Genomic DNA, 15898 nt, shown 5'->3' on the forward strand with positions numbered 1-15898 from the left:
TTTAAAGAACGCTATTGATTGCAAAGCTGATATAAGCTTTAAGAAAAGGCCGCAGCAGCCAGCGGAGCTTCTTTTTGCAAAAGAACTTCCTGCAGAGCTTCTTCGGTTGGTTCCGATAATACCTCCGAAACTGCATAACCTGCGTTGACAGCAGCCTGCTTTGATTTTTCTCCAAAACAAATCACACGTGCATAGGTACTAATGTTTTCTGGCGTTTCTCCACAAGCTTGAAACCCTTCCGTCACTGTTTTTACAGAACGCGCATTAGGAAAAATGATTGTTTCGATCCGCTCCTCCTCCTGAAGACGGCTGAACGTTTGCTCCGTCTGCTGCACACGAATAAAGCTATGCGTAGCAATGAAATCAGGCTCAAATACGAATGGATAACGCTGCTCTTTTCGATGGAAGCCTTCCGGGTCTCCTAATATTACCAGCGGGGAAGCGTCGGGGCTCCGTTCTGCTATTTCTTTTCCAAAACAATGATAGGATTCTATGGCCTTTACTGTTTTTTTAGAAATTCCATAGAATTCGCCTTGAATCCTTCGAATATCGATTTTATTTGCCTGCAGGGACTCGAAGAAAATGTCCACACTTGCCGGTGATAAAAAAAGAAGATCCCGGTTTGCCGGAATATCGGCTTTTTTCAACAGATGCTTTTTCTTTTGCATCCGCGGAAATTCAAAAACTTCTGCCCCCTTTTCTCGTAAATGCTGTCCAATTTTACTCGGCTCTTCATTTGCCCGACCGAGCAGCAGATGCTGACTAAACAGCGGCTTGCTTTCAAACCAGCTCTCTCCTTTTTTCAGTGTGCTTACATCTCCTACTAAGATGATAGCTGGATTTTTAAACTGTGCCGCTTTTGCTTTCTGTACAATGTTTGTAAGATTCCCCTGCAGCGTCCTCTGTTTTCCGGTCGTGCCCCATTGAATTAATAAAACTGGCGTATCCGAAGACCGCCCATGTGAGATGAGCTGTTCTGAAATGTAAGGCAGGTTTCCCAATCCCATATAGAACGCAATGGTGTCGATCCCGTTCGCTAAAGCATGCCAGTCAATCAGCGGTTCACCTGAAGGCGACTTATCATGACCTGTAATAACAGCAAAGGATAAGCTATGCTCACGATGTGTAACAGGGACACCTGCATAAGCAGAAGCTCCAATTCCCGCCGTTATCCCTGGAACAATCTCGTAAGGCACACCGGCCTGTTCCAGTGCAGCTGCCTCCTCGCCTCCCCGGCCGAATACGCTTGGGTCGCCGCCTTTCAAACGTACCACGTTCTTTCCTTCTAAGCCATGCTTTACTAATAACTCATTAATTGCTTCCTGACGCAGTATATGTTTTTTAGGCATTTTACCACAATATATAAATTCTGCTTGCGGCGAAGCATATTCCAGTAAGAGAGGGTTAACCAGCCTATCGTATAAAACAACTTCTGCCTGCTGCAAATACGTATAACCTTTTAATGTCACTAACCCAATATCTCCAGGACCAGCTCCGACTAAATACACACATCCTGGTTTTGTCATCATTCGTCACCCTCATTTCATCCATTTCTAAGCTTTTTCGTATCAAATCGGCTATTCAAGTCAACAGCACTGCTTTTCTTAAAGTTAAAGAAGAGCAGGGCGATAACCACAGCCCTGTCTCTTCTTTAACGTTTTCAACTAATCATGAAAGTTTACTCCAGAAGTAACAGCCTTCACATACTCTTTTCGAACTACAAAATCACCGAAGTGTTCGCCATCCAGACGTTCTTTTGCATAATGCCGGATAATCGGCTGCAGCGTTTCTAAAATTTCTTTTTCTCCAATGCTTTCCCGGTAAATCTTGCTTAAACGCTGTCCGGCAAATCCTGCTCCTAAATACATATTATATTTTCCTGGGGCTTTCCCAATAAAGCCAATTTCTCCTAATGCTGCTCGTGAGCATCCGTTCGGGCAGCCAGACATCCGAATGACAATTTCTTCGTCACGAAGCCCTTCTTCTTCCAGCAGCGTTTCCAGTTTCTCAATCAAGGAAGGCAAATAACGCTCTGATTCAGCCATCGCCAAGCCGCAGGTCGGAAAAGCAACACAAGCCATGGAATTACGGCGTAATGCAGATTGCTCTTTTCCATCTGACAGTCCATACTGCTCGATAAGTGCGATGATCTCCTTTTTCTTCTGACTGGTGACATTTCCAATCACCAGGTTTTGATTCGCAGTTAAACGAAAATCTCCGGTATGAATTTTGGCAATTTCCCGCAGTCCCGTCATCAGCTGATAGTCTTCTTTATCCTGAATACGTCCATTTTGAATAAAAAGCGTAAAGTTCCAGCGATTCTTCGTCCCTTTCACCCAGCCATAGCGGTCGCCGTTATGGTCAAAATGAAAGTCGCGTGCTTCGTCCAGCTGCCAGCCTAAACGTTCCGTCAGCTCATTTTTAAGCCAATCAATTCCTCTGGCATCAATCGTATATTTAAAGCGTGCATATTTTCGTTCGGAACGATTTCCATAATCCCGCTGAATGGTAATAATTTTTTCGGCAACATCTGTGATTTGATCCGGCTTACAAAAACCGATAACTCTTCCCAGCTGCGGGTACGTATTGGTATCGCCATGTGTCATGCCCATGCCGCCGCCAACCGATACATTGAATCCTTGAAGCTGGCCATTCTCCAGAACAGCAATAAAACCTAAATCCTGGGAAAAGATATCCACATCATTGGATGGCGGAACTGCAATTCCAATCTTAAACTTTCTTGGCAGATAGACTGTTCCATACATTGGCTCTACTTCATCATTTTCTTTAGAATCAACCACCTTATCCCCATCAAGCCAAATTTCATGGTACGCATTCGTGCGCGGAGATAAATAGTCACTCAATACTTTTGACCACTCGTGGACTTCTGCATGCACCTCCGATTGATCCGGGTTAGGATTACACATAACATTCCTGTTAACGTCTCCGCAGGCTGCAAGGGTATCCATCAAAGCGTCATTAATCACTTTGATACTTGCTTTCATATTCCACTTTAAAATGCCATGCATCTGAAACGCCTGTCTGGTAGTCAATTTAATTGTCTGATTCCCGTAGGTGTTGGCCAATTCATCGATAACCAGCCATTGCTCCGGTGTAGCAACTCCTCCGGGCACACGGACCCGCACCATAAATTGATAGGCAGGCTCAAGCTTCTGCCGCTGCCGTTCGGTACGCAGATCCCGGTCATCCTGTAAATAGCTTCCGTGGAATTTCATTAACCGGTTATCGTCATCCGGGATACCTGCACTTAACGGATCACTCAGTGTTTCTTCCAATGTCCCGCGTAAATAATTACTCTCTTTTTTGATTCTTTCTACATCACTTGGCGGTCCATCCTGAATATGGACCGGTTTATGAACTGTTTTACTATCTGACATTTCTGATTCTCCTTTACTTACTAATAGACATCCCGCTGGTAGCGTTTCTCCTGCTGCATCTCCATTAAATAATGCTGCGCATCTTCTGTACTAAGATTTCCTTCCCTTTCCAGGATAGTCACTAGCGTATCGTGGACATCACTTGCCATGTTTTTCTCATCACCGCATACGTAGACGACTGCGCCTTCTTTCAGCCATTCATAAAGCTCCTTGCTTTGCTCCAGCATACGATGCTGCACATAGACTTTTTCTGCCTTATCCCGCGAAAAAGCCACATCTACTTTAGATAAAATTCCGCTCTTCAACCAGCGCTGCCAATCTGTCTGATAAAGAAAATCGGTAACAAAATGCTGGTCTCCAAAGAACAGCCATGACTTTCCTTTTGCTTCCATTATTTCACGTTCTTCTACGAAGGAGCGGAACGGGGCGATCCCAGTGCCCGGACCAATCATGATAATTGGTTTATCCGGATCAGCCGGCAGCTTGAAATTCGGGTTTTTATGAACATAAACGGAAAGGGTCTGACCCGGCTCTTTTCGATCTGCGCATTGCACAGAGCAAACACCGCTCCGCTCTCTGCCATAAGTTTGGTAACGTACTGCTCCAACCGTCAAATGTACCTCTTCCGGATTTGCTTTATAGCTGCTTGCTACGGAATATAGACGCGGCGGCATTTTTCGTAACAGCGCAATAAATTCCTTTGCCGGAAGATCCTTTATCTGATAATCACGAATCAAATCTAATAGGTCTCGCCCATATATATATTCCGTTACCGCTTCTTCGTTCCCCTGCTCCAGTAATTGCTGTAATTCTGGAATTTGCGTAAATTCCGCTATCTTTTTCAGTAATGGCTTTGTCAGTACAGTGATTTCATAATTTTTTTGCAATGCTTCTTGCAGAGGAACTTCATCCCCTTTTTTGTTCACTGGGATAAGCTCATCCGGAGCCCACCCTGTTTCTTTGATAAGCTCCTCGACAATGACCGGATCGTTTTCAGGATAAATCCCAATGCTGTCGCCTGGTTCATACTCCAGATTCGACCCTTCCAGCGACAATTCCATATGATAGGTTTCTTTATTGGAGCCGCGGCCATTTATATTCAGACTTTCAAAGATTTCTGCTTCAAATGGATTGGTTCTTGAAAATGCGGATGCTTGTGTTTCTACGGCAGCAGCTGCTTCAGCTATTGTCGGAGCCTGAACCGTTTCCTGTGACTCAGACAGCTTATTTAATACATTTTCCAGCCATTCCTCCGCCGCTTCATCATAATCCAAATCACAATCCACACGGTCGATGATTCGATTTCCTCCCAATTCTGCCAATCTCTCATCAAACTGTCTGCCAGTTTCACAGAAAAGGTCATAAGAGCTGTCTCCGAGCGCCAATACGGAATAATTCAAGTCCTCCAGCTTTGGAGCCCGGCGTCCGTGGAGAAATTCATGAAATTGAAGCGCTGTGTCCGGCGGATCTCCTTCTCCCTGTGTACTGATTACAACCAGCAGGTTTTGAAGATTTTTCAGCTTATTGGGTTTAAAATCAGCCATAGAGGCAAGGGTAACCTTCATTCCTTTTTCTTTCAGCTTTCCTGACACCTCTGTTGCCAATCCTTGACAATTCCCTGTCTGTGACCCGAAAAGCACCGTCACCTCTACCGGAGAAGCTTCTGTTACAGCAGCGGTTGGCAATTGCGCTGTGACTGCTTCTGCGACAGGTGCAGCCGGGGCGGCGCCGGCACTTTGTAAAGCAGAAAGATAACCGCCAAGCCATATTTGTTGGGTTTCCGTCAATGTTGGAAATAGACGATTGAGCAGCTCAACCTGCTCTTGATTAAATGGACTATTATTCACTTGAAATTGCAACGCTATCTACCTCTCAAAAATTAATTTTAGATTTAAATTTAAAGAGCGTGTTCAAATTGAACGTTCTCTTAACGTGCTGTGCGAACCTATTATTCTGGCAAATAATTTCTTTCTCGTAAAAATGCAATCATCTGATCAACGCATGCTTCAATCGAGTGCTGGTCGGAATCGACAACCAATTCCGGCTGCAGCGGTTCCTCATAAGGAGAGCTGATTCCAGTAAAATTACTGATTTCTCCTGTACGTGCTTTTTTATACAGCCCTTTCGGATCACGGTCTTCACAGGCTTCTAAAGAGCACCGTACATAAATTTCCACAAATTCATCCTCTTGAACCAGCGCTCTCACCCGGTTTCGATCCTCTGCAAATGGAGAAATAAATGCTGTGCAGACAATCAATCCTGCATCTACAAACAGCTTCGCCACCTCGCCGATTCGGCGGATATTTTCCTTTCGATCTTCTTCACCGAAGCCAAGTCCTTTATTCAGGCCGTGCCGGACATTATCGCCATCCAGCACATAGCTGTTTAAACCTTGTTCAAATAAACGATGCTCCAATGCATTAGCTAGTGTTGACTTCCCTGCTCCGGAAAGTCCGGTAAACCATAAAATACAGCTTTTATGCTGGTTTCTCTGCTGCCGTTCTTCCTTCTGTACAGCAGTTTCATGCCAAACGATATGTTTTGTTTCTTGTTTCAAATAAACACCATCCTTCTTTAACTGTTCATTCTGATGTATTTACTAAGGTTTAATGCATTAAATGCCCCCGCCTTCGTCATACGTGGAGCGACGCTCTGCTCTTGTAGACAAATAAAGACTGTAAACACCTGCCGTGGCAATGAAAACGGAAAGGATTACGAAAAGCGTATAATAATCCGTTGTTTTAAATAAAAGAATAAGACCATACGACAGTACTAATGAAATAACTGGTGAAACAACCCAGACTTTAATAATTTGTTTCACAATGCTCTGCTGCCACATTTGAAATCCTTTGTCTGCTGTACCAATGCCAACGATGGCAGAGGTTGTTATTTGTGTCAGCGGCACCGGCAAACCAAAAATGGACGCCGTTATCACCAGACTGCCTCCCGTCAAAGAAACAGCACTCCCCTGCAGCAAGGACAGCCGCGTAATTTTTTTCCCGTTTGTTTCTAAGACACGGCCTCCCAGTAACACTGCTCCAAGAGATACAAAAAGTCCGCCAATCAATACAGCCATGGTCACATCAAGCAGCCCGACACCAACTAACGGGCCGACAGCATTAGCTACATTATTCATTCCAGCAGCATATGCCTCGATACAGCCGGCCGCGATAAGCAAAAAAGCCAGTGGTTTTTTCCATTTACCAAGCTCTGTAAGCTCCTTCCAGCGGTTTTCCGCATAGCGTATCCATTTGCCTAACACCAATCCAAGCAAAAACGCGGTAATCGGCGTAATCAGCCAAAAGGCAATGATGATGAGCAGCTGATCGAATAGGAGCGCCTGATAAGCGATACCTGCTCCAATAATTGCACCGACAACCACTTCACTCGTAGACAGTGGTATCCCTAATACGTTGGCAAAGAATAAAGTGAGACAAGCTGCCGCTAGAATAATGATGACAATTTCTACGTCAAGGACTCCCGGGGAAATGATTCCATTTCCAATCGTGCGGACAACCTCGCCTCCAGATAAGGCACCTAATAAGGCGAAAATACTGACCAGGATCATTGCCGTCCGTTTCTTAGGGATAGCACCGCTCCCATAAGCCGGCCCCATCGAAGCAGCCGTTCCGCTGGCTCCAATGTTCATCGCAAAAAATAAAGCAATTATAAAAGCAACAGCAACCAGCATAATTCCAAAACACCTCTCTCTTTCTTACTTACACACTTGCTTGCTGCTGCATCCCCCGGATAAGCACCTCGACAACCTCTTTCCGGCTGAATTCAGGAGGAGGAGTAATTCCCTTGGTCAACATCTCTCGTACCTTTGTTCCGGACAAAATTACATGGCTTTCTTTGTCATGAGGACATGTTTTCGTCGATGCCATATTCCCGCATGCTTTGCAATAAAAGCTATGCTCAAAAAATAATGGCGTAATCTCGAGATCTTCTTCTGAAAATTGCTGGAAGATAACCTGCGCATCATAGGTTCCATAATAGTCGCCTACCCCTGCATGGTCCCGGCCGACAATAAAATGGGTACAGCCATAATTTTTACGGACTAATGCATGAAAAATCGCTTCTCTTGGTCCGGCATAACGCATCGCTGCTGGAAATACAGCGAGAAATACCCGGTCACGCGGATAATATTTGGACAATAGCACTTCATAGCTTTCCATTCTGACATCTGCCGGAATATCATCTGCTTTCGTATCTCCTACCAGTGGGTTTAAGAATAACCCATCCACAATTTCGAGTGCTGATTTCTGAATATATTCATGAGCCCGATGAACCGGATTCCTTGTTTGAAAGCCGACTACCTTTTTCCAGCCTTGTTTTTCAAAATGCGCTCTGGTTTCTTTTGGATCGAGATAATATGCTTGAAAACGATCACGCTGCAGCCGCTTGGTTAATGTAATTGGACCAGCTGCGTAATAATCAGGACGTTCAAACAGCTTCTTCACACCTGGATGCGCCTGATCATCCGTCCGGTATACCTGTTTTGCCTCTTTCCATTTATTCGGTTCATACACCTCGGTAATATCGATGACGCCGTACACCTTATTATTAAAAGTCAGCTTGGCGCGTGTTCCGATTTCCAATGTGTTTGCTGCTGCCTCTGAAATTGGCAATGTGATTGGTATACTCCAGACCGTTCCATCTGCTAGACGCATATCGCTGACTACCGATTCGTAATCTGCTTTTCCCATAAAACCTGTTAACGGGCTGAATCCGCCAATACCAATCAGTTCTAAATCGGAAAGAGCAAAGGAATCCAGCTCTATTTCCTGTGTGATTCCCTGTGTATCATAATCTGGCTCATACTGTTGAATCAATGTTCCTCCATGTGGAGCAATGGTTGTCATAACGTTTACCTCCAATAATATTCAATTTCATCCTGGCTAGATTGCTTATTTTTCCTGGTGTAAGCCGCATTCTGTTTTATTTGTGTCTGCCCATCTGCCGCTTCTTGCGTCTTCCCCTGCCAACACCGCTTTTGTACAATGTTCACAGCCAATGCTCGGGTAATTCTTATCATGAAGCTCATTATAAGGCAGCTGATGCAGGCGGATATACATCCAGATTTCTTCTTCTGTCCAATGAATCAAAGGACAAATTTTAATCGATTGAAATCGTCTGTCTTGATTAACAAATTCCGTATTTGCTCTTGTCGGTGATTGCTCTCTTCGTAAACCGGATATCCAGGCAGTGTATTGATTTAATTGCTGCTCCAAAGGAATCAGCTTACGAATACTGCAGCATAAATCGGGGTTCACCTTCCATAGTTCAGGACCATGAACTTTCGCCTGCTCCTCCGGTGTCAGCTCCGGTTTCGTCATTTCAATCCGTAAACTCGGATACCGTTCTTTTACTCGATTAATGAGTTCGTAGGTTTCTTTAAAATGAAAATCGGTATCCAGAAAAACGATGACAGCATCTTTTTTTACCTTATGGATCATATCAATCAAAACAATACCTTCCGCCCCAAAGCTGCAGGCGTAGACAAGCTCATCACCATAGGACTGATATGCCCATTTCAATATCTCCAGGCTGTCTTTCTTTTTAAGCTTTTGATTCAGAGATTCATAATCCTCTGCCTCAGCTTTTTGATAGGTTAATTGCATGCATAAACCTTCTTTCTCAGATAATACTTGACCATTAAAAAAGACGCCGCTCCTCCAGAATTTCTTCTGAACAGAACGCCGCCTCTAGTTGTCTAGTCAGCAGTGTTTTTTTCGTGATTACTTTAATCTTACTTTTTCATTTTTCTCTAATTGGATTACCTTTCCATCCTGGACCACAATCGTTATGGTGCCATAATTCAAGTCATTTAATAATTCCTTCAACTTCACATAAAAATCATCCATTTCATGCTCTTTTGACATGTTATCTTCCCCCTAATTATTTTTCGTTGCTTGAGGAAGTTCAATTCCCTGTAATTTGATAAGATTTATTAGTATTCTATCCATATTTCTGCCTTTTGTCAATCACTCATTTAAAAATTTTTAAATGCAATGAAAATTGCTTTGATTTTCTGTTAAAAAACAAGGAAAATCACTTGATATTAAACAACAGTATTCTTGCCAAAGAGATGTCCGCTGCGATGGTTTTCGACGGGACAAGTAATCACAGCAACGGTTTTAATAGACCGAGTAATCGCAGGTCTCAATGTTATCAGGTTAATACGCCGCTGCGGAAAAACACTACGCTTTCCATGGGCTTGCGCTCAGCCTCCTTTAAAGAAGACTTGCTGATTGGCAAGCCGTCAGGCGCAGACAGAAGCAAAGTCGCACTTATGCCCCGAGGGTAGAAAAAAAGAAGTTCGCTTTTTTTCTGCGGGGTCTTCCCACTTCGCTTTCCCATAGGAGTCTACGTGTTTTTCCTCCGCTAGATAGGTTTTATTACTATCTGTATCAAAAATTGATAACATTCACTAACCTGACAACATTGGTAATCACAGTACCAACTATAGCTCTGTCTGTGCCTGCCGGATTGCCAGTCAGCAAATCTTCTTTAAAGGAGGCTGAGCCAGGAGCTCGCGGACAGCAGAGTGGATAAATTACTCACCCATGACCACCGGTGGAACTACTATCTACAGCTTTTTATACTTTCTGGGCTCTTAAAAAACCTTTATATTAGCTATAATGCTTCTTCATTTATAAATTATTTCCCTATCAAACTTCATAAAAAAGTATTCTTATCTTAATGATATGATTTAATTTCAAAAAAGACACTTTTTCAGTTATTATATTTCAAAAAAACACGAAATAATGGCTCACACTGCGAATGGTTTCGCTCCAAGCCACTATTTCGTGCCTAAAAAGTTAATTCACTTTAAGCTGACAAATTATCCTTAATACACATGCTCCACTTCATAGCCTTTGTCTTCAAGCTCTGTGATAATACTTGGTTCCACGGTAAAGTGTGCTGTGCCTACGAAAACAAAATACACCTGACCGCTGTCCTCCTGTAAAATGTCATCCAGGCTGTTGGCCATATCAATATTCCGGTTATCATTTAATTCTTCCATATATTCCGCATTGATTCCAGCTTCTCCATAGTCATCAGACATCGTTTCCATTGCTTCGATGTCTCCTTCAAGCCAAGCTTCAGCAAGCTCCTCCATCTCTTCTGGAGCCTCTTCATAGCCATCAATCGCTAGTTCCAATGTCTGTACTTGTGTTTCCATCGAATAGCCGCTCAGCACTTCAAATTGTTCCTCTGCACTTTCTAATGAAACAATTTCTTTTTCATCCTCTGTTGCTTTTTCAAGGAAGTATAGGTCAACGGCTTCTTGTGAATCGACGTCACTGGACATGGTTGTAAATTCAAGCAGCATCATCTCTACAAACCATGGCTGAAATTCATTCATTGTTTCCAAATCTAATCCATTCTCTTCAAAAATAGAAGCAAGCTCTTCATATGTCTCATCGGAAAGTTCATCTTCCAATGTTGTCCCCTCTTCCAGCATGGCATACTCTAAAACTTCTTCCTGAGCTGGCATTTCCTCCAGCAGATTAAATTCTGGCAGTACCACATCCGCACTGTCAAACGCTTCTTCAATCGCAGGATCTAATGGATAAAAGTCATCCGTTCCTAAATGGATGGTTCCCTGTAAGTACATTTCGGTGTCACCGGATTCGACCTTCCATAAGAAACCGCCTTTTCCTTCACCGCTCTCTGTTTCTTCGTCTGCCTCATCAGCACCAGCCTCCTCCTCTTCTGTTGCCGGCTCCTCTGCGGCGGGATTTTCTGTTTCGGACGCACCCTCATCTCCGCTGCATGCCGTAAGTATACCGGCAAGCAAAAGCGTGAATAATACTAATAAAAATTTTTTCATTCCCATTTTCCTCCTTTAGTCTGCATCATCATTTTTGTTTATAAAAAATACAATACGTTCATTCTAACAGAATAACTTGAGTATTTGGAAAGCTTTTGAAATAATTCTGTATTTTACTCACAACGAATCGCCCTTAACGATTTACTATGAATGATTATTTATGTACAAACTCATTTACTAAAATACTTTTTATCACATGTATCATACGCATCAATGTACAAAAAAAAGCGGCTTCCGCAGAAGCCACTTTTTTATTTCACCTTATAATCATACTTAGCCGATAGAACCTTCCATCTCGAAGCTGATCAATCGATTCATCTCAACAGCATATTCCATTGGAAGTTCTTTTGTAAATGGTTCAATGAAGCCCATAACGATCATTTCTGTTGCTTCTTCTTCTGATAAGCCGCGGCTCATTAGATAGAAGAGCTGTTCCTCAGATACTTTCGAAACTTTTGCTTCGTGCTCTAAGGAAATATTGTCGTTTAGAATTTCATTGTACGGAATCGTATCTGAAGTAGACTCGTTATCCATAATCAGTGTATCACACTCAATATTGGAACGAGCTCCGTCTGCTTTACGTCCAAAGTGTACCAGTCCGCGGTAAGATACTTTTCCGCCTTGTTTAGAGATAGACTTCGAAACAATGGTAGAAGAAGTATTTGGAGCCAAGTGATGCATTTTCGCACCAGCATCCTGTAATTGTCCTTTTCCAGCTAAAGCGATAGAAAGCGTATTTCCGCGTGCGCCTTCTCCTTTGAGCAGGATAGCAGGATATTTCATCGTTAACTTCGAACCAATGTTTCCGTCAATCCATTCCATGGTTGCGTTCGCATCACAGGTCGCACGTTTCGTAACCAGGTTATAAACGTTATTTGCCCAGTTTTGAATCGTTGTATAACGGCAGTAGGCATCCTTTTTAACAATAATCTCAACAACAGCACTGTGAAGCGAGTTCGTTGTATAAACAGGTGCTGTACAGCCTTCTACATAGTGTACAGATGCTCCTTCATCAACAATGATAAGCGTACGTTCAAACTGTCCCATATTTTCAGAGTTAATACGGAAGTAAGCTTGTAATGGCGTTGTTGCTTCCACGCCTTTTGGCACATAGATAAATGAGCCGCCGGACCAAACTGCCGAGTTTAATGCAGAGAACTTATTGTCTGAGTAAGGAATAACCTTACCAAAATACTCTTTAAACAGCTCCTCATTTTCTTTAAGTGCTGTATCTGTGTCCTTAAAGACGATACCAAGCTCTTGAAGATCTTCTTTCAAGCTGTGGTAAACAACTTCTGATTCATACTGTGCAGATACACCGGCAAGATATTTTTGTTCTGCTTCCGGGATACCTAATTTATCAAACGTCTGCTTGATTTCCTCAGGCACTTCATCCCATGTTCTCCCTTGTTTCTCAGAAGGTTTCACATAATAAACAATCTCATCGAAGTCTAAACCAGTAAGGTCTCCGCCCCATTGCGGCATTGGACGGCTATAGAAATGCTCCAGCGCCTTCAAGCGATAATCCAGCATCCACTGCGGCTCTTCCTTCATTTTCGAAATTTCTTTAACAATATTTGGCGTTAATCCTTTTTCTGTACGGAAAATAGATACGTCTTTATCGTGAAATCCATATTTATACTCTTCCATTTCCGGCATATTTTTTGCCATTGTTAATAACCTCCCTCTGACAGATTAAAAACTCTGTCTTATTCGTTGTGTACACCCTTTTCCATGGCTTTCCAAGCGAGTGTTGCACATTTGATCCGTGCAGGAAATTTGGAAACTCCCTGAAGTGCTTCAATATCTCCCATCTCCTCTGAATCGATGTCATGTCCTAACATCATTTCAGAAAAGTTTTCCGACATTTTCAACGCTGCTTCCACTTCCATTCCCTTGATTGCCTGTGTCATCATTGATGCGGATGCCATACTGATTGAACAGCCTTCTCCCTGGAATTTCGCATCCTTTACAATACCATCTTGTACATCTAATTGTAATTGAATACGATCCCCGCAGGTCGGATTGTTCATATCTACTGTCACAGATTCTTTCTCCAAGGTTCCTTTGTTACGCGGATTTTTATAATGATCCATAATAACTTGTCTATAAAGTGTATCGAGGTTATTCAAAGCCATTCCCAAAATACTCCTTTGTCTTTAACAGCCCAGCTACTAAAAGGTCAATATCCTCTTTGGTATTGTAAAGATAGAAACTTGCTCTGGCTGTTGCTGTTACATCCAGCCATTTCATCAAAGGCTGTGCACAATGATGTCCGGCACGAACAGCGATTCCTTCTGCGTCAAGCACGGTTGCTGTATCATGCGGATGTACATCATCCAGATTAAACGTAACCAGCCCGGCTCGTTTCTCCGGTCCATAGAGCTGAATACCATCGATGGTGCGCATCTGTTCCAGTGCGTAGGCTGCCAGCTCTGTTTCATGAGCTAGTATTTCATCTTGACCGACTTCATGGAGAAAGTCGATTGCTGCTGCAAGCCCAATTGCTCCTGCAATGATAGGTGTACCGCCTTCGAATTTCCAAGGCAGCTCCTTCCATGTAGAATCGTATAGATTTACAAAGTCAATCATCTCTCCGCCAAATTCAATCGGCTCCATGTTTTCTAAAAGCTCCTGCTTCCCATAAAGGACGCCAATGCCGGTCGGCCCGCACATCTTATGCCCTGAGAAAGCATAGAAATCGCAATCGATATCCTGGACATCCACGTTGATATGCGGAGCGCCCTGGGCACCATCCACAACCATCACAGCTTGATGCTGATGTGCAATTTCTGCTATTTCTTTTATTGGATTAATCGTTCCAAGAACATTGGAAACATGTGTTATCGCAACGATTTTTGTTTTTTCATTCACTGTATTCTTTACATCATCTAATAAAATTGAACCGTCTTCCTGCAACGGCAGATATACCAGACGGGCTCCAGTTACTTTAGAAACCTGCTGCCATGGAATCAAATTACTATGATGCTCCATTGGCGTAATTACTATTTCATCATCCGGGCCGACGTTATCCATTGCATAGCTAGATGCTACCAAGTTGAGTCCCGCTGTTGTACCCCGGTTAAAGATAATTTCTTTCGTGCTTCCCGCATTGATAAACTCCCGGACCTTTTCGCGTGCTCCTTCGTATTGATCGGTTGCTCTTGACCCGAGGGTATGGACCCCGCGGTGAACGTTGGAATTATTTTGATTATAATAATCATTCACCGCTTCAATCACCTGAATCGGCTTTTGCGACGTCGCAGAAGAATCCAAATATACTAAGGGGTGCCCATTTACTTCCTGTTGAAGGATTGGAAATTGTTCTTTAATGGCCTTTATATCCATTAATAAACTTTCCTTTCAATCACTTGTGTTAATTGCTTACGTACAGATTCAATTGGAATTTGAGCTACCACAGGAGCCAAGAAACCATGAATAACTAGACGTTCTGCTTCTTCACGCTCTAACCCTCTGCTCATAAGATAGTACATTTGCAGCGGATCCACACGGCCTACAGAAGCAGCGTGACCTGCTGTTACATCATCCTCATCAATAAGAAGAATTGGATTGGCATCTCCACGGGATTTTTCACTCAGCATCAATACTCGGGACTCCTGCTCAGAGTTCGATTTTGTACCGCCATGTTCAATTTTACCGATAGCATTGAAAATCGTAGATGCAGAACCCTTCATCACACCGCGCTGTAAAATATACGCATCGGTTTCTTTTCCAAATTGGCGAATGCTTGACGTGAAGTTCTGTGTCTGCTTTCCGCGCCCGACAGATACTGCTTTTGCTTCGGAAGCTGAATTATCCTCCATAAGGTAGGTAATGTTTTCAGAAACCGTATTTCCATCGTTCATTTGTCCAAGTGCCCAGTCAATTCTTGCATCACGCTTAGCAACACCGCGACGGTTCACATACGTGGTTGTGCCGGCTGCAAAGTTATCTACTGCACCATAAGCAACCTGTGCGTTATCATGCGCAAATACTTCCGTTACAAGGTTCGCAACGTTTTCTTCTGTATCATTATGAGAAATATAGTTTTCTACATAGGTTAATGAGCTGCCTTCTTCTGCTACAACAAGTACGTGATTCAATAATGCGCTGCTGTTATCTTCCTGCCAGAAGATGGCTTGAAGCGGTTCTTCCACCTGTACATTTTTAGGAACATATACAAATACGCCGCCGTTCATCAGTGCTGCATGAAGCGCTGTTAAACGGTTCTGATCAACAGCAACTGCATCATTCATATAATATTTTTCAACCAGCTCGCTGTGCTCTCTGACTGCTGTAAAAATATCTGTAAAAATAACCCCTTTATCCTGAAGCTTCTGCGCAAGGCTGTTATATGCAGCTGTCTGATTACGCTGAATATATAGGTTCTCCATGCTGGCATCTTCATCGAAGTATTCTTTTAATTCTTCAGGCAGTTCATCAAGAGAAGCAATTTTTGCCGCTTCTTTATAGGAATGCTGGAAATCTGTAAAATTCCAGTTTGAAATCTTTGTTTTATCTGGTTTTGGCATTTCTAGCGAATCAGCCATTTCCAAAGCTTTGGAACGAAGCGTAGCCATCCAGCCGGGTTCATTTCGTTCTTTGGAAAATGCCTGGATATATTCTTGATTGAATAGAAGCTTTGTTTCTACAGTCATGA

Annotated in this window: 13 protein-coding genes; all 13 read right to left on the reverse strand. The window is 43.0% G+C overall.

Annotated features, from left to right (window positions below; all coding sequences use genetic code 11):
• Positions 1–38: 38 nt before the first annotated feature.
• Positions 39–1529 carry a uroporphyrinogen-III C-methyltransferase gene (gene cobA / locus MKX55_RS17030; RefSeq protein ID WP_339233613.1) on the reverse strand — a complete coding sequence of 497 codons (1491 nt, stop codon included), beginning with the start codon at positions 1527–1529 and terminating at the stop codon, positions 39–41.
• A gap of 135 nt (positions 1530–1664) precedes the next feature.
• Positions 1665–3398 carry an assimilatory sulfite reductase (NADPH) hemoprotein subunit gene (cysI, locus tag MKX55_RS17035; protein ID WP_339233615.1) on the reverse strand — a complete coding sequence of 578 codons (1734 nt, stop codon included), beginning with the start codon at positions 3396–3398 and terminating at the stop codon, positions 1665–1667.
• A gap of 20 nt (positions 3399–3418) precedes the next feature.
• Positions 3419–5257, reverse strand: a complete 1839-nt coding sequence (locus MKX55_RS17040) for an assimilatory sulfite reductase (NADPH) flavoprotein subunit (protein ID WP_339233617.1) — start codon at positions 5255–5257, stop codon at positions 3419–3421.
• A gap of 89 nt (positions 5258–5346) precedes the next feature.
• Positions 5347–5955 (reverse strand): adenylyl-sulfate kinase, encoded by a 609-nt coding sequence (gene cysC, locus MKX55_RS17045; protein ID WP_339179031.1) that lies wholly within the window; start codon positions 5953–5955, stop codon positions 5347–5349.
• 57 nt (positions 5956–6012) lie between these two features.
• On the reverse strand, positions 6013–7089 hold the full coding sequence (locus MKX55_RS17050; RefSeq protein ID WP_339233621.1) for an inorganic phosphate transporter: 1077 nt from the start codon (positions 7087–7089) through the stop codon (positions 6013–6015).
• A 28-nt stretch (positions 7090–7117) separates the two neighbouring features.
• Positions 7118–8263, reverse strand: a complete 1146-nt coding sequence (gene sat, locus MKX55_RS17055) for a sulfate adenylyltransferase (RefSeq protein ID WP_339233623.1) — start codon at positions 8261–8263, stop codon at positions 7118–7120.
• 45 nt (positions 8264–8308) lie between these two features.
• Complete coding sequence (locus MKX55_RS17060; RefSeq protein ID WP_339233626.1) at positions 8309–9022, reverse strand: phosphoadenylyl-sulfate reductase; 714 nt, start codon at positions 9020–9022, stop codon at positions 8309–8311.
• 117 nt (positions 9023–9139) lie between these two features.
• Positions 9140–9265 (reverse strand): YezD family protein, encoded by a 126-nt coding sequence (locus MKX55_RS17065; protein ID WP_226894844.1) that lies wholly within the window; start codon positions 9263–9265, stop codon positions 9140–9142.
• 986 nt (positions 9266–10251) lie between these two features.
• Positions 10252–11238 carry a TraB/GumN family protein gene (locus tag MKX55_RS17070; protein ID WP_339233628.1) on the reverse strand — a complete coding sequence of 329 codons (987 nt, stop codon included), beginning with the start codon at positions 11236–11238 and terminating at the stop codon, positions 10252–10254.
• A 273-nt stretch (positions 11239–11511) separates the two neighbouring features.
• A complete protein-coding gene (sufB, locus tag MKX55_RS17075) occupies positions 11512–12909 on the reverse strand; it encodes a Fe-S cluster assembly protein SufB (RefSeq protein WP_339179039.1) in 1398 nt (465 codons plus the stop codon).
• A gap of 38 nt (positions 12910–12947) precedes the next feature.
• Positions 12948–13376: a Fe-S cluster assembly sulfur transfer protein SufU gene (gene sufU, locus MKX55_RS17080; RefSeq protein WP_339179042.1), complete on the reverse strand. Its 429-nt coding sequence runs from the start codon at positions 13374–13376 to the stop codon at positions 12948–12950.
• Positions 13363–14586, reverse strand: a complete 1224-nt coding sequence (locus tag MKX55_RS17085; RefSeq protein WP_339233630.1) for a cysteine desulfurase — start codon at positions 14584–14586, stop codon at positions 13363–13365. The genes sufU and MKX55_RS17085 overlap by 14 nt, the downstream gene beginning before the upstream one ends.
• A complete protein-coding gene (gene sufD / locus MKX55_RS17090; protein WP_339179046.1) occupies positions 14586–15896 on the reverse strand; it encodes a Fe-S cluster assembly protein SufD in 1311 nt (436 codons plus the stop codon). Before sufD ends, MKX55_RS17085 begins: the two co-directional genes overlap by 1 nt.
• Between the last annotated feature and the right edge of the window lie 2 nt (positions 15897–15898).

This window comes from Oceanobacillus sp. FSL W7-1281 (assembly GCF_037969835.1).
Lineage (GTDB): Bacteria > Bacillota > Bacilli > Bacillales > Amphibacillaceae > Oceanobacillus > Oceanobacillus oncorhynchi.